General features: G+C 63.7%; 17 protein-coding genes. 7 read left to right on the top strand and 10 right to left on the bottom strand.

Annotated elements, in window-relative coordinates; genetic code table 11:
- Nucleotides 1-154: 154 nt before the first annotated feature.
- Together CT676_RS18080 and CT676_RS18075 are read right to left on the bottom strand one after the other, a co-directional pair.
- The gene (locus CT676_RS18080) at nucleotides 155-1,156 is read right to left on the bottom strand and encodes a DctP family TRAP transporter solute-binding subunit (RefSeq protein ID WP_085404471.1); all 1,002 of its coding nucleotides are present in this window, start codon (nucleotides 1,154-1,156) and stop codon (nucleotides 155-157) included.
- 212 nt (nucleotides 1,157-1,368) lie between these two features.
- Nucleotides 1,369-2,139, bottom strand: coding sequence for a methyltransferase domain-containing protein (locus CT676_RS18075; RefSeq protein ID WP_028150111.1), 771 nt, complete (start codon nucleotides 2,137-2,139; stop codon nucleotides 1,369-1,371).
- A 145-nt stretch (nucleotides 2,140-2,284) separates the two neighbouring features.
- On the opposite strand from CT676_RS18075, the gene CT676_RS18070 reads away from it, so the two are divergent.
- Both CT676_RS18070 and CT676_RS18065 read left to right on the top strand, forming a co-directional pair.
- Entirely contained in the window at nucleotides 2,285-3,028 is a 744-nt protein-coding gene (locus CT676_RS18070) for an SDR family oxidoreductase (RefSeq protein WP_135215080.1), read from the top strand.
- A 97-nt stretch (nucleotides 3,029-3,125) separates the two neighbouring features.
- Entirely contained in the window at nucleotides 3,126-3,509 is a 384-nt protein-coding gene (locus tag CT676_RS18065) for a DUF202 domain-containing protein (RefSeq protein WP_028150113.1), read from the top strand.
- Here CT676_RS18065 and CT676_RS18060 read toward each other — a convergent pair.
- The 3 genes from CT676_RS18060 to CT676_RS18050 all read right to left on the bottom strand — a co-directional run bounded on the left by CT676_RS18060 (nucleotide 3,478) and on the right by CT676_RS18050 (nucleotide 6,510).
- On the bottom strand, nucleotides 3,478-3,852 hold the full coding sequence (locus CT676_RS18060) for a hypothetical protein (RefSeq protein WP_135215070.1): 375 nt from the start codon (nucleotides 3,850-3,852) through the stop codon (nucleotides 3,478-3,480). The two genes, CT676_RS18065 and CT676_RS18060, sit on opposite strands and share 32 nt — an antisense overlap.
- A 60-nt stretch (nucleotides 3,853-3,912) precedes the next feature.
- Nucleotides 3,913-5,817, bottom strand: a complete 1,905-nt coding sequence (locus CT676_RS18055; protein ID WP_244623185.1) for an AMP-binding protein — start codon at nucleotides 5,815-5,817, stop codon at nucleotides 3,913-3,915.
- A 339-nt stretch (nucleotides 5,818-6,156) separates the two neighbouring features.
- Entirely contained in the window at nucleotides 6,157-6,510 is a 354-nt protein-coding gene (locus CT676_RS18050; RefSeq protein WP_085404475.1) for a UBP-type zinc finger domain-containing protein, read from the bottom strand.
- A gap of 322 nt (nucleotides 6,511-6,832) precedes the next feature.
- On the opposite strand from CT676_RS18050, the gene CT676_RS18045 reads away from it, so the two are divergent.
- A complete protein-coding gene (locus tag CT676_RS18045) occupies nucleotides 6,833-7,927 on the top strand; it encodes an amidohydrolase family protein (protein ID WP_085404476.1) in 1,095 nt (364 codons plus the stop codon).
- 61 nt (nucleotides 7,928-7,988) lie between these two features.
- Here the strand turns inward: CT676_RS18045 and CT676_RS18040 are convergent, their stop codons facing one another.
- From CT676_RS18040 to CT676_RS18035, 3 genes are all read right to left on the bottom strand, one after another.
- Nucleotides 7,989-8,990, bottom strand: a complete 1,002-nt coding sequence (locus tag CT676_RS18040) for an FAD-dependent monooxygenase (RefSeq protein WP_244623193.1) — start codon at nucleotides 8,988-8,990, stop codon at nucleotides 7,989-7,991.
- 8 nt (nucleotides 8,991-8,998) lie between these two features.
- Nucleotides 8,999-10,993 carry a LodA/GoxA family CTQ-dependent oxidase gene (locus CT676_RS44070; RefSeq protein ID WP_085404478.1) on the bottom strand — a complete coding sequence of 665 codons (1,995 nt, stop codon included), beginning with the start codon at nucleotides 10,991-10,993 and terminating at the stop codon, nucleotides 8,999-9,001.
- A 69-nt stretch (nucleotides 10,994-11,062) separates the two neighbouring features.
- On the bottom strand, nucleotides 11,063-11,275 hold the full coding sequence (locus tag CT676_RS18035) for a hypothetical protein (RefSeq protein WP_085404479.1): 213 nt from the start codon (nucleotides 11,273-11,275) through the stop codon (nucleotides 11,063-11,065).
- Nucleotides 11,276-11,497: 222 nt separating this feature from the next.
- Here CT676_RS18035 and CT676_RS18030 point away from each other — a divergent pair, with 222 nt between their 5' ends.
- From CT676_RS18030 to CT676_RS18020, 3 genes are all read left to right on the top strand, one after another.
- Entirely contained in the window at nucleotides 11,498-12,700 is a 1,203-nt protein-coding gene (locus CT676_RS18030; RefSeq protein WP_205124604.1) for a hypothetical protein, read from the top strand.
- A gap of 9 nt (nucleotides 12,701-12,709) precedes the next feature.
- On the top strand, nucleotides 12,710-13,348 hold the full coding sequence (locus tag CT676_RS18025; RefSeq protein WP_085404480.1) for a hypothetical protein: 639 nt from the start codon (nucleotides 12,710-12,712) through the stop codon (nucleotides 13,346-13,348).
- 177 nt (nucleotides 13,349-13,525) lie between these two features.
- Entirely contained in the window at nucleotides 13,526-13,987 is a 462-nt protein-coding gene (locus tag CT676_RS18020) for a hypothetical protein (protein ID WP_085404481.1), read from the top strand.
- A 94-nt stretch (nucleotides 13,988-14,081) separates the two neighbouring features.
- Here CT676_RS18020 and cax read toward each other — a convergent pair whose 3' ends face one another.
- Both cax and CT676_RS18010 read right to left on the bottom strand, forming a co-directional pair.
- Nucleotides 14,082-15,182, bottom strand: coding sequence for a calcium/proton exchanger (gene cax / locus CT676_RS18015; RefSeq protein ID WP_085404482.1), 1,101 nt, complete (start codon nucleotides 15,180-15,182; stop codon nucleotides 14,082-14,084).
- A gap of 336 nt (nucleotides 15,183-15,518) precedes the next feature.
- Nucleotides 15,519-16,580: an isocitrate/isopropylmalate family dehydrogenase gene (locus CT676_RS18010; RefSeq protein WP_085404483.1), complete on the bottom strand. Its 1,062-nt coding sequence runs from the start codon at nucleotides 16,578-16,580 to the stop codon at nucleotides 15,519-15,521.
- A gap of 171 nt (nucleotides 16,581-16,751) precedes the next feature.
- Here CT676_RS18010 and CT676_RS18005 point away from each other — a divergent pair, with 171 nt between their 5' ends.
- Nucleotides 16,752-18,140: an MFS transporter gene (locus CT676_RS18005; protein ID WP_085404484.1), complete on the top strand. Its 1,389-nt coding sequence runs from the start codon at nucleotides 16,752-16,754 to the stop codon at nucleotides 18,138-18,140.
- Nucleotides 18,141-18,143: the final 3 nt, after the last annotated feature.

Raw genomic sequence — 18,143 nt, 5'->3', positions numbered from 1 at the left:
GTTGCAGCCGCGATGAGCGTCGCGATCAGCCATTCTTCGAGATGGTTGAGCGCCTGATTGAGCACGCGAAGCAAATCAAAGTCCCCCTATCGATGCGAAACGGCCGGAAGTGCGCACACTCCCGACCGTTCGTATTGTCCTTGCGGAAAACGCGTCAGTTCATCTTGACGTCGAGTTCCTTGGCGACGAGATCGAGCACCTCCTGCCCGACCCGACCCTTTGCCCATGTATAAGTCGGCCGCATCGATTCCTGCCACGCCTTGCGGTCGGCGTCAGTCAGATAATGCAGCTTGGTCTTGCCCGCCTTCTTGATCTCGGCCAGCGCGTCCTCGTTCTCCTGGTGCGCGATCTGGTTGGTGTACTCGGTTGCATCCACCATCGCCTTCTCGAGCTGGGTGCGGATGTCGGGCGGCAGGCCGGACCAGAATTTCGAGTTGACGATGACCGCATATTGCAGATGCGCGTGATAGGACACTGTGATGTCCTTCTGCACCTCGTAGAACTTCTGGGTCAGGTAGTTCGACGCGGTGTTTTCGCAGCCGTCGACCACGCCGGTCTGGAGCGCCTGGTAGACTTCGGAGAACGCCATGATCTGCGGGATCGAGCCCATCAGGCGGAAATACTGGTCGGCGATCTTCGATCCGGAGATGCGGAATTTCAGGCCCTTGAAATCCTCAGGCTTCATCAACGCGCGGTTCGACGACACCATGTGGAAGCCGTTGTCCCAATAGGCGAGCCCCGTGATGCCCTTGGCCTCGAGCTTCTGGAACAGCCATTTGCCGATCGTGCCCTTCATCGCGCTGGAATAGGTCTCGTCGTCCTTGAACAGCCAGGGCAGATCGAGCGCCTCGAACTCCTTGATGCCGAGCGGCGCGAATTTCGCAGTCGAGGGCGCCAGCATCTGCACCGAACCGAGCTGAAGCGCCTCGATCTCCTCCTTGTCCTTGTAGAGCGAGGAGTTCGGATAGACTTCGATCTTGACCTTGCCGTCGGTGTACTTCTCGGCGAGTTCCTTGAACTTCAGCGCGCCCTTGCCCTTCGGGGTGTCGTTGGCGACGACGTGGCTGAACTTGATGACGATCGGGCTCTGGGCCTGTGCCACCGCTGGGGTCACAAGAATAGCTGCGGCGGCGACCGCAAGAAGCAGCTTGCGCATGAAGTAACCTCCCAACAACCTCTAAAACCGGGTTCTTTTTGTTTTGCAGCCCGGTTTGCAGCCCAGTAGTGGCAGCAATCCACCACCCGAACAACTAGACCTAAGCCCAATTTGCCGCAGGCAAGCTAGCTTGATGGCTGTTGTCCGCGCAACCCGGGACCCGCTTCCAGTCCCGGGTTGCGAACGGTTTATGTCGCATTGCGGCAGTGCGATCAGCCCTTGCGCTGGGCGACCATGAACAGACGCCGGAACGGAAACAGCGTCTGCCCCGCCGCATTCTTCGGATAGGCCTTCGCCACCCGCTCGCCATAGGCGGCCTCGAACGCGGCCTTCTCGTCGCCCTGCAGGATGTCGAGATAGCGCGTCAGCCAGGTCCCCTTGGTCCATTCCTTCACGGGATTGTCGCCTTCGAGCACCTGCAGATATTCGGTCTCCCAGATGTCAACGTTCTGGGAAAGCGGCGCGAGCAAATCATGATAGAAGGCCGGCCCTTCGACCGGCGGCGGGGTAACGAGATGCTCTACCTTTGACCGCCACGGACCGTTCAGCGCCGTCTCGCCGATCAGCACATGCGATGGCGCGAGGAAGTTGCGCGGCATCTGCACCGCAAGCATGCCGCCGGGCGTCACCTTCTCCATGACCGACGGAAACAGCGCCGCATGATTGGGCAGCCAGTGCAGTGCGGCATTGGAATAGATCAAATCGTATTGCCTGGCGGGGCGCCAATGGCCGAGATCCTCGTGCGACCATTCCACATCCGGCGCCGCCTTGCGGCCGGCGGCCACCATCTCGGCCGAGCCCTCGACACCGGTCACGGTCGCGTCCGGCCAGCGCTCCTTGATCAGTTTTGTCACGTTGCCGGCCCCTGCCCCGAGATCGGCGATCGCGCGCGGGGCGAAATCCGGAATCCGCATCAAGAGGTCGACGGCGGGCCGAAGCCGATGGCCGGAGAATTTCAGGTATTGCTGCGGATCCCAGACCATTGCTCAACGCCTTTTCTTTTTCGTGTTTCCTTCGTCGAGGCTCTTGGTTACCACTGCTCGTCCCGCTCAGGCAATTCGCGAAGCCGGCGGGACGGGCAGGAAACGAACGACAAGAAGCAAAAAGCAAACAAGAGAGCGTGTGACCATGGACCTCGGGCTCAAATCGAAAACCGCAGTCGTGACAGGAGCGAGCATCGGCATCGGCCGCGCCATCGCCAAGGGCCTGGCTGCCGAAGGCGTCCGCGTCGTCGGCGTGGCGCGGCGCACTGATCTCCTTGCCGAGCTGGTGAAGGAAGTCGGCTCCGGCCTGATCACGTCGTTCGAGCAGGACGTGATGGCGAAGGACGCCGCGGAGAACATCGCGGCCTTTGCGCAAAAGGAGCTCGGCCATGTCGACATCCTCATCAACAATGCCGGCGGCAGCCGCCCCCTTCCCGTCGATGCGCCCGACAGCAAATGGGACGAGGCGATCGCGCTGAACTTCACCAGCTACCGCTGCATCGCGCATGCGCTGCTGCCGCAGATGATCGAACGCAAATGGGGCCGCATCGTCAACATCACCGGCAAGTCCGAGCCGGAGGGACTCAACGCCGCCTTCGCCGCCAAGGCCGCCGTGCACGCCTGGGCCAAGGGCCTGTCGCGCGAGATCGGCGAGCACGGCATCACCATCAACTGCATCCCGCCCGGCCGCATCATGAGCGAACAGATCCGCCGCAACTATCCGCCGGGTTATCGCGAGCGCTTTGCCGAAGAAGAAATCCCGGTCGGCTATTGGGGCGAGCCGGAGGATCTGGCAGCGCTCGCGGTGTTTTTGGCGTCGCCGGTGGCGCGGTACATCACGGGGACGGTGATCCCGGTGGATGGGGGGCTGCGGCGGTATCAGTTCTGAGGGCTTGCCCTGGCTTCGCATACATTGCGCCCCGCCGCTCCGCTCCTGCGGGAATAGCGCGCGACGAACCCCATCGACAGCAACCAGAGAGGTCTCGATGATTGAGAGATACTCAGACCACGCGGCAAACGAGCGGACTTTTCTCGCCTGGGTCAGGACGGGCATCGCAATCATCGCGTTTGGCTTTGTCGTCGAGAAATTCAACCTCTTCGTCCGAACTATCGCTGAAGCCAACAGGACGGAGATCGGGTCCCGACTGCAATTCGATCGCTTCACGGGAGCGTTCAGTCACTATGACGGCCTCGCGCTGATCGCGATCGGGATCGCAATCATCGTGATTTCGCTCTTTCGCTTCATCAGGACTGGCCGAATGATTGACGACGCACAATCTCATTCCGCCGGCGGCATCAAGACAGAACTGGTGCTCGCCGTTGTGCTGGGCCTGATCGTTACAGCGATGACCGTCTATTTTGCGCTCTGACTTTGGACCTAGCGGTGGCGCCGGCTTCCATCGACAACGTCTGGAGATCGCTTTGCATCACCATACGGGTCTGGGCATCGAGAGCGCCGAACGGCTCGTCCATCAGGATCACATCGGGGCCGACCTCGGTGTTGACTGACGTGATGTTGCGGCCGCGATGATGGACCGCATGTCTATACATATTCCAAGCCGCCGAAATGAGCAAGCCGAGGCCAATGGTGAGAATTTGGGCTTCGCGGGTTGAATGAAAGGCAGGGCCGGCTGCGGCATCGCCGCGGCGGCGCGTTGGGGTTGCGGCGTTCGCCGCACACTCGTCCAAATCTACTGGCGTCGCCGCCGTCAATGACGCAGAGGCGGTCCCTTTAAGAAACACGCTCGGAAGGTCGGCGGCCGGGCTCTCTGGTCATGCATCAGTCGACGTGACTGCATTTCCTGCCGTCGACAACGCGCGTGGATGAGAGGCAAGCCGGATGATGTGCGGCGAGGCTGCTCCGCTATAGAGACTGTCGAGAATGGCGGAACGGTTCTTCAGGACCCCGCGCTGATTGATGTAGCCCTTGTCCGTTGTCTCGCCTGCCGCGAGCGACAGCGGCTGGATCTGGATGGCAACGGCCGATATCCGCGCGTTGGTCGCTGCCGCTAGGTTATGCTCGGTCAAGACCCGATGGACGTATGCGCGAACGCCGGAATCCAATGAAAGGGTGTCACCGGAATCCGCGCCTGCTGCGCCGTTAGCATGTCGCCTTGCACGGTCCGGATTGAGCCATACCAGCGCGACGAGAGAATCGCGGCCCTCGCCTCCGATGACCAGATCCTGCAGCACGCCGCCCATCCGGTCCAGGATGGCGGCACGCAGCTCGCCGACGAGCACCCACGTGCCTGTCATCATTTTGAAATTCTCCGAGAGACGCCCGGAAAACCTCAGGCCGCGGCAGAGATCGGCGGGATCGATGAACGAGACCGCGTCGCCTACCCGATAGAAGCCCTCTTCGTCGAATGCCGCCGCAGACAATTCGGGTAATCCGAGATAACCGGGCATGACGTTCGGGCCACGGACCCGCGCCTCGTAACCGTCCATCGCCGGAACCAGCTTGAGTTCGATGCCGGGTGCCGGCAAGCCGATCTCTCCCGGCGCTTCGCACGGTCGATAAGACACGCAGATGGTCGGCCCGGCTTCCGTGGCGCCGTATCCGGCCAAAATCGGAACTCGCTCGCCGCGGACTTCGATTGCATATTCCTGAAGCGTTGCCATTACGGCCGCCGGGATCGCCGCGCCCCCGAAAATCATTCTGTCGATGCGATGGAAGAACTTCCGCCTCAGGTCTGGATCCTCGCCGAGCGCGGCGCATAACAACGCGTAACCGGTTGGGACATTGAATGAGGCCGTCGGAGAGACGTCGTGCAGATTGGCGATTGTTCGATGAAACGCTTCGGGCGTCGGTCGGCCATCGTCGATATAGAGAGAGCCGCCGTTCTTCAGAATCCCATTCAGTATGACGTTGCAGCCCATGGTATGATGCCAGGGCAGCCATTCGATCTGAACCAGGGGCTGCGAGACCGGCGTGACCTGAGCGGCCATCTGCAGCACGCTCGACATCATGCGATGGGTATTGATCACTCCCTTGGGAGAGCCGGTCGATCCCGACGTGAACAGGATTTTGCCGACGGTCTCCGATCCGAGTGCTGCGAACGCCGCCTCAAACGCGTGACCCGGTGTCGCGGCGGATAGCTCCGACAGCGGCGTGGTATCCGCCGCCTCTTCCGCCGTTATCCATTCGGCCTGCGCAAAGCCGGGGATGGCACGGGCTTGCACGAAGGGATCCGCCTTCTGGGCAAACACAAACTTCGGCGTGAGGACCTTCGCGATGTCTTCGATGCGGCTGAGGCCACCTGGCAGAAGACTGTAGCTTGGCGAGATCGGCGCAACCTGCAGACCGATCGACATCGCGGCGAACTGGATCACCGCATTCTCGATCGAATTGCCGGACAGGATGGCCAGCGTATCGCCCGCTGCGCCACCCCGATCAATCAGCGCCTGCCCGACCGAGCGCACTCGAGACCAGAATTCGCCATAGCTGATCGACTGCCATGCATTGTCGCGGGTTCGTTGCGCGAGAAAGACGCGGTCCGGCGTTTCCTGAGCCCAGTGGGGAAGGTATGCGCAAATCGTCCCGCTCACTCCAGCGAGCATAATCCGCGATCGCAATATCAGGGTGCCGTCATCCCTTCTCGTGACCTCGATGTCGGTCGGTGGTGAAGGCATAGAACAATATGGCGTGGAAGCAGGATGGTCGAGAGCAGGCTGCACAGGCGTTCTCCTTTCGATATCCGCGAAGGCCCGGCTGAGGCGGCGGCGATCGATGCAAACGATCTGTAGTCCTCACGCGCAATGAGGCTCCTGCAGAACGTCGGGAGGGCAATATCTCGATGCTACGTTGCGTGAGAATTTCATCTTCGCGAGGATCGCGTTGCATTTGCAATGTCGCTGATCCGGCGTCACGGACACCAGTGAGGGTTCCAATGGGGGATTCACGGGTGCCGAGAGTTCGCGCAAGACGTCCGCCCGTGAGTTCACGCGCGATGCCCGGAAGCAGCCCCGCTGCTAAACGCGCTCGTCTGCTATGGACCAGTTGCCAGAGGCTGCGACCTATTCATGCAGCAGCGATTGCCAGTCCGGAGGCACCGCGCCGTCCGGCCCGGGCACCGGCTGGTCCAACGGATGCGCGTGCGGGCCTTGCAGCTTCGGGCCCGCGAAGGGCTGTCCCGTGCGATAGTCGTAAAACCACCGTTCGCCCGGCTCGAAGCTCGTGATGATCGGGTGACCCGTCGCCGCGTTATGCTTCGTTGCATGCTGATTGGGTGACGTATCACAGCAGCCGATGTGACCGCATTCGACACATCTGCGAAGATGAAACCACCATCCGCCAGCAGCCGAGCATTCCGCGCAACCCGTTCCGCTTGGCTTGGCCGCGAGGTTGATGCCATCCCTGTCAGACTTCATCGATCCACTCACTGAAAGTGATTGCGGTCATCGCAAATCTTCGCCGCCATCGCATTTTGCCAGTGTTTCGCCCGACGGGTCAACCTCGCGACATCAGGGAGCATCTCGCGGGAGAATTGGAGAGGCGTTCACACAAAGTTGCGGCGGCGATGCACAGGCGTGACGCGAGGCATCGTTCGGCGACGAAAAATCGGCGTATTCCAATCCCCAACAATCATTGCCCCGCTGCGGCCGCACCACAGACAGCGGAGGGACGAAACGTTCTGCCGATAGAAGCACCACAGGCCTTGGCTTTGCCAGTTCGTCACGGGAGACGTGCAACATGAACAAATGGGATCAAAAATCTCGAGGGCATCACGCCTGCCCCACCTGCTACGGCCCGCCCTCGTCGCGCCGCGGCTTCCTCGCGGGCGTTGGTGCACTTGGCCTGGCCGCGGCCGTCCCCGCCGTTGCGGTGCACGGACAGACCAAGCCGGCGCTGATCGATACTCACCTTCATTTCTATCCGCCTGAGTATCAAAAGCTCTGGCTTGGCTACGAAGACGCACGCAAGCAGCCGCACTTTCCCGGCCAGGTGGCCTGGACCCGCGAGAAGCTCGTCGAGGACATGGACCGCAATGGCATACGCACAGGCATCCTGTCGGTCGCCTCCACGCCAGGCGTGTGGTTCGACCTCGGGCCGGCGGAAGCCGGCCGGCTCGCGCGCGCCTGCAACGAGTACGCGGCGGACATGATGCGCGACCATCCGGGCCATTTCGGCCTGTTCGCGACCTTGTCGATGCAGGACGTCGATGCCACGCTCAGGGAGATCGAATATGCGTTCGACACGCTGAAGGCGGACGGGATCGGGCTGCAAAGCAGCTACGGCGACAAATGGCTCGGCAATGCCGCTTACAGGCCGGTGTTCGAGGAGCTGAACCGTCGCAAGGCGGTCGTTTATGTGCATCCGCTGGTCGCGAGTTGCTGTAGCGCGCTCAGTGTCGGCACGTTCCCGGCGGTGATCGAAGTCCCGCACGACACCACACGGACCGTGACGAGCCTTCTGCTCAGCGGCGCATTCGCCCGCCACCGCGACATCAAATGGCTATTCTCGCACGCCGGCGGCACGATACCGATGATGGCCGGGCGCATCAATTCATTCTATGGGGCGCGGCCCGACCTGAAGGAGTTTGCGCCGGACGGAATCGAAGGCGAACTACGCCGGCTTCACTACGACACCGCGAATGCGACTTTCGCGCCGTCCATGGCCGCGCTGCTCAAGCTCGTGCCCGCCTCGCAGATCACCTATGGCAGCGACTATCCGTACTTCAGCCTTGGCCAGTTCGCGCAGTTGCAGAAGCTTGGCCTCTCGACAGACGATCTCGATGCGATCGGCCATCGGAACGCGACACGTCTCGTTCCCCGGCTGCAGGGTTAGAGGATCATCCCGAAAAGCGTGGAGCGGGCTTCGGAGCCCGATCGGCCTGCGAAATCATGCTTCATTGCGCGATCGTTTTTGCCGGATCGGCCCATGACTGCGGCGCCGGAGGCATGGTGCCATAGACGCTGATACGGCCTGCTTCGCAGTGAAGGAATGTTGTGGCGACCGCGTCGGAATACAATCGCGCCGAGGTCGGGCTCAGCCGATCAGCCGACAACAGCGCACCCGTCGCGACCAAAGCGGACGACAATGCGTTGAACAGCCCCTGAGAGGCAATCGGATCGAACGCCATCGCCGCATCGCCCACTGCAATCCAACCTTCGCCCGCGGCCTCCGAGAGGAGGCAAGCCGACGCGTCCACGCTGAGCAGCGCATCTCCAGCCGGTGTGCCGGATCTGCGAATGCGCCAAGTCTGCACACGCCCTCGCGGCCCACTGATGCGGTAAGACCAGGTCGGTCCATCGCTGCTGTATTCGAGCCACGATGCGGAACCGGCCGTCGCGCCGTCAGCCGCATCCTCGACCAGTTCGGCGACCATGCGATCCCGGGCGGCCACGCGCGCGCCCCGGCGCCGCGCAATCGCGGCGGCGCGCCCCGTTGCATCGACAACGATCTCCGCAAGGACGAGCTTCGTCCGAGCGCTATCGCTCGCACGACAGATAACGCCGCGGTCCGGCGTGACGCCGATTGCGCGCAGCCCGTAAAATGTAACCCCGACGGCGACAGCCTCGTCGCGAAGGCGCTGGTCGAAACGGCCGCGATCGACCACATACCCGACGCGGCAGGGATGACGCAGAAAGTCCTCGTAGTCCGACGCGCCCGAACGGTGTGTTCGTCGAATCCCGAGACAGGCTCGGGCGATCGCCGGATCGTCGAGCAGATGTTCAAGTCCCACCGCCGCGACAGTGACGAGCGAGGCCGGAGCAAGCAGCTCAAGCCGCGTCGTCGGCGTGACGCCGGAATCTGCGACAATGACCGTGCGGCCCCAAAGGGCCAGCAGGCGTGCGGCGGTCAAGCCGGCAGGCCCCGCGCCGACCACGAGACAGTCGGTGCGCAGCACGTCCAAGGTCAGATCTCGCCCGGGCGATAGGTCCGCTTCGGCGGGGGAGCCGTCTTGCGTGCACCGCGCCGCTGCGCCAGGCCTGCCGTCGTCTGCGGCAAGAAAAGGCTCTCCATGTCTTCGACCGCGTGGTACTTCGGATCGGCCGTGACATCGATCGGCCCGCTGCTGTCGCGGCGTCCCTGCTCGACCCGCAGATCCTGCACCGGCAGAGATGCAGGCGCGTTCTTCACCGGCAACACCATGCCGAGCTCGGACCATTCCGCAATCATGTTCGACAGGCGGTCATAGTAATCGTTGCCGCGGATGTCGCGCAACCAGTCGACCCGGTTCATCAGGTGCTTGAAGGTCTGCTGTTGCGTCGCCTGGCCGAGAGGCGCGATGGCGGCCGCACGCAGATAGTTTCCGTCTGCCAGAACCTGATCCGGGGCACGCGGTCCCCAGAACGTCGGCATCGACAGGAACGTCGACGGGAAGTAGTCGGCCGCCGAATTGCACGAGGTATGATCAGTCTGCCACGGCACGCCAAGGAAGCGGGTGAGGCAGCCGGCTGCGACACCATCGTGCGGACCATTCGCGCCGGTGCAGACCGCCGGAGTGAGAGTACCCCCGAAGTCCTGCCGCGCTGGTTGCTCACCGGCCAGGACCTTCAGCCGATACGCCGATGCCCACATCAGCGGAATCCGCATCACCCATGTCATCTCCATCGCGGGATGGAATGGGCCGCCGAGACAATCGTGCAAGGATGCGCGCTCGAGATGCTTGACCTGGACCTCGGGAGGCAGGGCATCGAAGTCCTGCGCCTGCGGCGGCTGGTGCGACGGCCCGTCGGCGTCGAATGTTCCAGCAGCCCAGCGCTTGAGGTGCGCGTACTGGGTCTTCGTCACGGCAAGCAGCGAATTCGAAGGCTTCGGCGGACCTTCGAAGAATTGGTCGACCGCATCGCCGAACACCTGCGCTATCTGATCTTCGATCAGTGCGCCGCTCGCGCCTGGATCGCGAAACAACGCCAGCACGGCCGCGCGCCACGCCGCATTCGCAGCAGACGCGTCGTTGAGCTTGGCGAGGACTTGCGCATTCTGCGCGTCGAGCGGCGAGCCAAAACCATGAACGACGAAGAGCCCGTGGTTGACCCATTGCAGTCCGGTCAGGCGCTGAAAGATTGGTTGCACGTCGTTGACGAACGAGGTCTTGACCGGTCGTGGAATCCAGCCCTTGTCGTAGAACACTTCCCGCACCACGTCGTCCATCGTGACGAGACCGAACAGCCCCGGCGCGTAATTCGGCGGCGTAACGCAGACATAGCCGGGCTCCGCATCGATCGGTGCATGCCCCGCAAATGTCACTTGCGCCCGCACCGGCCCGTCGCTGACGTCATCGTGCCAACCTGGATTGTTGGCGAAAGTCAGGGGCCGGGTCCCTTTGCGGAAAGGCCGCGAAACTCCATTGCCGCCGAGGAAGATCAGCCGCCCCTCCTCATCGGTACGAAGCTCGCCGAGATAGACCGGCGAAGCCCAGAACGCGCCATCGTCCAGCCTGATCGGGCCAGCCCCCTGCCCCGCGATGCTTCGCGGGGTTGGCGTGATGTCGAGCTTCCACCTGGCGTCCGGCAAAACCAGCTCGCGATTTCGCTGCAACGCGTTCTGGCTCAGCGGGCCGAGGTCCATTGCCTGGTTGAACTCGTACCAGCCGGCCTTGAGGTTTGCGATGCAGACGCGCCACTCGATCTTCGCGGATGCAGCGGTCACCTCCTGCACGCTGCCGTCCTTCATGTGGGCGTAGATGCGGAAGCGCGCGGCTTGCCGCTTGATCTCTCCGTTCGCGGTGCGAAAGTCCTCGACAAAGCGAGCCGGCTGTTCCGGCGTCGTGCCGGGCAAGGTCGACGCACCGCCGATCATCTCGGGGCCGATGACGTAGTCGCCGGCGCCTTGCGCGTTGCCAACGCGGGCGACGCCGATGGGCGGATAGACTTTCAACGCTGCAATTGCGTTTGGATCGATCATCGTCTGACCTCGATATCAAAAGGGATTGTCCAAAAACGGAGGCGTCGCACGAGACTTGCCGCGAGGCCATCAGCGCGGATGGTCCGGCTCGTCGATCGGCTGTCCGTTCAGGCTGCGCCTCAGGGCGGCGGGCTTCTCGCCGGCCTCGATCCGCCGCCTCTGGAATTTGTCGATGAACGAGGCGCGGATGTCCTCGATCGGCTCGAACTCCGAACGTGGCGGCGCGGTGCTCTGCGGAGCAGCTGCCGCGCCGAGCCCACGCGACTGAAAGCGATGCAGCATCGAACGTCCTCCGCGCAAATAATTCGCCGCAGAACTTGCTGTGCGGGGGCCTTTCGCAACCGGCTCCGACAACAGGCTATGTCAACCGCGCTGCGTCCAAATGACCGATCCGCAGGGTTGGCTTTGTTCAATTATAGCGAGTAGTATAGTATCAATGTAGACCTAAAGTCCACGCGACAAAGCGAAGCTCGCGTTACGGGTCATCAAAGCCGGAACAACACCATGTGCATGATGTGCGTGCATCGCGGCTCGGGCGTTCCCAGACTCAAACCTCGCAAGCGCCGCCCGCTCGGCCTCGCTCAGCCGCAGACCGGCGTGCAGGTGCGCGGCGTCGAGATCGTCCAGTGCGTTCAGGACGTGACGAATTCGGTGCCGCTGGTCGCCGATAAGGCGACGCTCGTTCGCCTCTATCTTGAGCCGACTTCGGTGTCGCAGCCCGGTCAGATCACCGCGGAAATTGCGTGGAGCCGGAGCGGCGGAGGCGACACGTTCCTCCCGGCCCTCAACTCGCTTCGGGTAGACCCGGGCTCGCCCTTCAGTCTCCGCGAACAGCGGGAAGACATCGACAAGAGCCTGAACTTCCGCCTGCCGGCCGCGGCCATCGGCGCGGGCACACTCAACTTGCGCATCAGCCGCATCTTTCAGCCCGGAGGCGGCGACCTTCCGGCGGCGGCGTTCAACATCGCGCCCGTCACATTCGCGGCGGCGCCGCCGCTGCGCATCCGGGTGATCGGCCTTCGATACAAAGCGGGCACGACGACCGTCACACCCGCTGCGGTCCACTTTTCGTATCTCAGGTCGTTTCTCAATCGCGCCTATCCTGTCGCCGCGCTCGAATGGTCCCACATGGTGGTGGACGCGGATTTTGCCGCACCGTTCGACGACTCGACGGTCGATCTCGCCAATGCCCAGATCGCCGCGCTGCGAAGCCGCGAGGTGAGCAGCGGCGTCGACCCGCGCACGCACTATTACGGTCTCGTCGACGATAACGCGTCCAACAACTTCATGCGAGGAAAGGCGTTCGCGATTCCGGGCACGCCCCAGCCGGACACCGTCGCTTCCGGACCCGCGGGCGTGCCGAACGGATTTGCCGGCGATCGCGACGCGTCGTACGCCGACTGGTACGGTGCTCACGAACTCGGACATACGTTCGGCCGGTTTCATCCGGGATTTCCCCCCGCCGCGCAGGACGCGAGCGATCCGACATTCCCTTATGAGAACGGCTGTATCAGCAAGCCGGACAACAAATATGTCGGTGTCGACACCGGGGATCACGAACTCGGCCTGCCGGCCGCTGCGTTGCCGGGGCTCACATATCACGACGTGATGACCTATGCAGACAACCAGTGGCTATCGGCGTACACTTACCAGGCGATAATGACCCGGCTTTTGGAAGAGGACGCCCTCGGTCCGCCGGTCGCCTAGGAGGATCCGATGAAGACCGAAATCAAGACCGGATCATTCGTTCACGTCGTCGCCACCATCAACAAGACCGCTGGTGACGGCAAGATCATGTATGTGAACCCGTCGGTCTCCACCATCGCGTCGGACGCCGCCACCGACAAGGACGTGGAACTCGTAGCCTACGACGGCACCGGCAAGGAAGTCTACCGTGAGCCAGTCGTGATCCGCCGGTCATCTGCTGAACCCGACCGGCCGAACGAAGTCGGTCTGATTCAGGCGGACCTTCCGCGGGTGAGCGGCATGAAGTCGGTAAGCCTCCAGCTCAAGGGGAAGGAGATCAGCCGGTACGAGGCCGGGGCGGCACCCTCCGGGCCGACCGCAGGCGCCACCTTCGGACTTGAGCTTGCCGGGGCTGCAGCAGCCAGCCGGCGGCCATTGAGGATCGACCAACTCGGCGGTTTGCAGCCCGTCGCGGGCGTAACCTACTCGGTCCAGGTCAAGCCGGACAACAAGTCGACGTGGGACACGATCGCAGTGAGTCGTCCCACCCCGGAGGTGGACGTCGATCGCAATCAGTTCGCCGGCGCCAAACGTGCCGCGGTACGCGTGTTGCGGACGACCGGATTCGACGAAGAAATCATCGCGGAAGATACGGTCGACTTGAAGTAGTCGCCCGCCACGAGCCTGCGCGTGCTTACCGACGGCATCGCACATTGATCCCGTCGAGGTCCAGGCCGGATACGCCGTCGACGCTTGATCTGGATCAAACCCGCCGCGGCATTGCCATCCCGGAATGGGTACGGCCGCGCAGAAAGCGCCGCCCGTAAGCCAAGGAGATGATCGATCATGACATCCTCGAATTCCCTGCGTACCTTCGTTCTCGCCGGAGCCGGCGCCCTGCTATCAGGCACAATCGCTCAGGCCGGGCCGATCCCGACGCATCTTTCGACGATGAAATCGATGGTCGATCAGACCACCACCGAAGTGCGCTGGGTCGGCGGCTGGCGCGGCGGCGGCTACGGCTATCGCGGCGTCGGCTGGGGCTACCGCGGCGGCTGGGGTTATCGCGGCTACGGCTATCGCGGCCTCGGTTACGGTGTGGTCGCCGGCGCGGTCGTCGGCGGCGCAATCGCGCGGAGCGCCTATTACGGCGGCTATGGCGGGTACTACGGTGGCTACTCTGGCGGTTATCCCGCCTATGGCTATGGCTACCCGGCCGCATCGTATTACGGTTATGGCGGCGGCAACTACGGCTATGGCTACGGCGGCGACAATTGCCCGCCCACCGGCAGCTACTGGGCCTACTAGCGGGAAACGTATTCGCCGCTTCGGAGGATGGCTCGCCACGGGCCGCCATTCTCCGATGAGCCAATTCACCCCTGTGCCCGCGGGCGAGTGCACCTCATCCCTCGCCCGCCGGCGGGACGACATACAGCGTCAGCGCAAACACCGCATAAATGAAGATCATCAGGGCGCCGACGAACCATGCCGAGCGTCCACTGGTGGTGATGAAGGTCGCCGTGACTGTTGCGATCATCACCATGGTGACGGCGCCAGGCCAGAACTGAAGGTTCATTGGCGTCGGTCCCACGACATAGCTGAGCAGCACGAGCGCGGGTGCAACGAACAGCGCGATCTGGGAGGCGCTGCCGAGCGCAATGCTGACGACCATGTCGAGGCGGTCCTTGCGCGCAGCGGCAAGGGCAACTGCAAATTCGGCAGCGGCGCCAACCAGCGAAACGATGATGAACCCGACGAAAGCCGGACTCATGCCGAAGGTCTCCGCCGCCTTCTGCACCGATTCCACGAAGATCTCGCTCACCAGCGCCACCAGCACGGTGACGGCCAGCAGCGTCCCAACGGCTAGCCCGATCGGCCAGTGCGCTTCCTCCTGCTCGCCGTGATCGGCGCTTGCGAACAATTCCTTGTGCGTCCCGAGCGAGAACCACAGGCCAAGCGCGTAAGCCGCGATCAGCAGGACTGAAATGCCGACGCTAAGCTTGTGAATGACGCCTCCGTCCTGCGGCAAATGCTCGAGGTCGGCGACTGCCGAGGGGGCCAGCAGGGCGACTGTCGCCATCAGCAACAGGCCGGACGACAGGCGCGCGCCGGCACGGTTGTACTCCTGCACGTGGTAGCGCAGGCCGCCGAGCAGCAGGCAGGCGCCGAGCATGAATGTCGCGTTGGTGACGATGGCGCCGGCAATCGAGGCCTTCACCAGCATGTACTCGCCTGCCCGCAGCGCCGTGATGGCGATGATCAGCTCCGTCAGATTGCCGAGCGTTGCGTTGAGCAGTCCACCCACGGCATCGCCGGTTCTGGCGGCGACCGCTTCGGTGGCGTGGCTGAGCAGCGCCGCCAGCGGCACGATCGCAAGCACGGCGAGCACGAACAGCAGCGTGTGGGAATGCGGGGCGACCGCGTCCGCCACCAGCACGATGGGCACGAAGACCAGCATCCAGAGCAGAGGTGTATCCCGGATTTCCCTGAGCAGGGTTGTCATATGGGCCGCCCTTTCCATGGATGCGTTGATGGAAAGGTCCGGCGGCGCCGCGGGGTGAGTCTTGATCTGGCTCAAGCGGGCCAGAGGAGACGGGCCACTGGACGTCAGGAAACGGACGTCGCGCATGATGAGAATGCGCCCTTGTCCCCGACCGCTGGCACGATAGCATCATGCCAGTGTTTTGCCCGACGGGTCAACGTGATCACTGTCACGAAGGTCGTCGCGACGCGCTCCGAAAATCCCTTATCGATCAAGGAGCCTGCTACTGTGCATGGGGTTGTTTTTCGAGTTTTTGTGTTGGCCCCCAAAAAAATCGCAGGCATCCGCGACGATGGCTCACTCCGCCTGCAAGATCTCCGCGATCGCAGCACCTGCCGCGATGGTGCCGAGCTTGCCGCCGACGTCGCGCGTCGCTCTGCCCTCGCCGATCGCTTTCGCCACCGCGGCTTCGATCGCACGCGCCGCTTCCTCGTAGCGGACGGCGCCGCTCTTCTCGCCGTGCCAGGCCAGCAGCAACGCGGTCGACAGGATCAGCGAGACCGGATTGGCAACGTCCTGCCCCGCGATGTCAGGCGCCGAGCCGTGCGCGGCCTGCGCCATGGCGAAGCGATCACCGACATTCAGCGAGCCGCCGAGGCCGAGGCTGCCGGAGAGCTCGGCCGTGAGATCGGACAGGATGTCGCCGAACATGTTGGTGGCGACGATGACGTCGAAGCGATCGGGGTTGCGCACGACATGCGCCATCATGGCGTCGACCAGGATGTCGTCGACTTCGAGGCCGGGATAGCCCTTCGCCGCCGTGCGGCAGATGTCGAGGAACATGCCGTCGCCGAGTTTCAGCACATTGGCCTTGTGCACGATGGTCAGATGCTTCCGCCGCTTCATCGCCAGACGACAGGCGGCGTGCGCGATACGCTCGCAGCAGAGGCGCGTGATCCGGCGCAGCGAGATCACGACGTCAGGCGTGACCAGCATCTCGCCATTGCCCTGCTCCATGTTGCGGTCGGCGTAAAACCCTTCGGTGTTCTCGCGCACGACGACGAGGTCGAACTCGCCGAGCCGGCCGGGCCGCCCCGCATAGGTGCGCGCGGGCCGGACATTGGCGTAGAGGTCGAGACTCTTGCGAAAGTGCCTGGACGGGTTGATCTCGCCATGCGCCTCGTCCTTGAAGTCAAAGGTCGCGGTTGGCCCCAGGATCAGGCCGTCGGCGGCGCGGACGATGTCGAGCAGCTCGGGGCGTACCGTCGTGCCTGATAGCTTCAGGCTCGCATGCCCGACCGCGTGCTCCTCGAGCCGCAGATTGAGCTGGAAGCGCTCGGAGGCCGCACGCAGCACGCCCGATGTCGCGGCCGTGATCTCCGGTCCGATGCCGTCACCGGGCAGAACGACGATTTGCATGGTGATCCCCCAAGATTGCAGCAGCTGGCGCAATCATACGCCAGCCGCCGGCCGCATCGCCTCACCTTCGCGCATACACAGCATGCAAGCATATGCCTGTGGAAGCGGCCTTCGGCGTAGTACATGCCGAAAGTCCCCTTTCACCACGCCGCCGGAGCAACGCGCCAGGCAATGACAATCACGTTACCTGCCGCCGCGCGCGAGCCCGATCATCCCATTGCCGACGGCCTTCCGGCCACGCAGCGGCGCTGGGCGATCGCCGCCATCTTCACCGCGCTGGCGATGGCCTCCCTCGACACCGCGATCGCGAATATCGCGCTGCCAGCCATTGCCGCCGATTTGCACGTCACGCCGGAGCAATCGGTCTGGGTGGTCAATGTCTACCAGATCGCGCTGGTGGCCACTTTGCTGCCGCTCGGTGCGCTCGGCGAGATCGTCGGGCACCAGCGGATCTATCTCGGCGGCCTGATCCTGTTCACCATCGCCTCGCTGTTCTGCGCGGTGGCGTGGTCGCTGGACAGCCTGCTGGTCGCGCGCACGCTGCAGGGCCTGGGGGCCAGCGGCATCATGAGCGTCAATACGGCGCTGGTGCGCTTCGTCTATCCCGGCCGGATGCTCGGCCGCGGTTTTGGCCACAACGCGCTCGTGGTCGCGACCGCCTTCACCATCGGTCCATCGATCGCCTCCGCCATTCTCGCAGTCGGCCCATGGCCCTGGCTGTTCGCCGTCAACATTCCTTTCGGCCTCGTCGCGATCGGGATCGGCTTTGCAATGCTGCCGAAGACGCCGCGCGCCGATCATGGCTTCGACTTCCTCGGCGCAGTCCTTGCGTCCGCCTGCCTCGGCCTGTTCATCACGGGAATCGGCAGCGCCGCGCACAATCTGTCGCCTGTTGTCGTGGGCATCGAGCTGATCACGGCCCTCGCACTCGGCTTCATCCTGACGCGCCGGCATGCCGACCATCCCGCGCCGATGCTGCCGATCGACCTGTTCAGCCGGCCGATGTTCGCGCTGTCGGCAGCGACCGCGGTGTGCTCGTTCGCCGTGCAGGGCCTCGCCTTCGTCTCGCTGCCGTTCTATTTCGAGGACGTGCTCGGGCGTTCGCAGGTCGAGACCGGCTTCTTCATGACACCCTGGCCGCTGGTGGTCGGCATCATGGCGCCGATCGCAGGGCGCCTCTCCGACCGGCACGCGGTCGGCCTGCTCGGCGGCATCGGGCTCGTGCTGCTCGGCCTCGGCATGGCATTGCTCGCGATGCTCCCGTCCAATCCTGCCATTCCCGACATCATCTGGCGGATGGTGATCTGCGGCATGGGGTTCGGCTTTTTCCAGGCACCGAACATGAAGGCGGTGATGTCGAGCGCGCCGCCGCACCGCAGCGGCAGCGCCTCCGGCATCGTCGCGACCGCACGCCTGACGGGCCAGACCACGGGCGCGGCGCTAGCCGCCCTCTGCTTTGCGCTTGCCGGCCACGACGGCGCAACCGTCGCGCTGGCCCTCGGCGCCGGCTTTGCCGCGCTCGGCAGCGTGATGAGCTTCCTGCGGCTGGCGGTGAAGTAAGCC

The organism is Bradyrhizobium sp. MOS001 (assembly GCF_004634465.1).
GTDB lineage: Bacteria > Pseudomonadota > Alphaproteobacteria > Rhizobiales > Xanthobacteraceae > Bradyrhizobium > Bradyrhizobium barranii.
The sequence above is the reverse complement of the archived record's forward strand: the minus strand, read 5'-3'. Positions and strand labels throughout refer to the sequence as shown.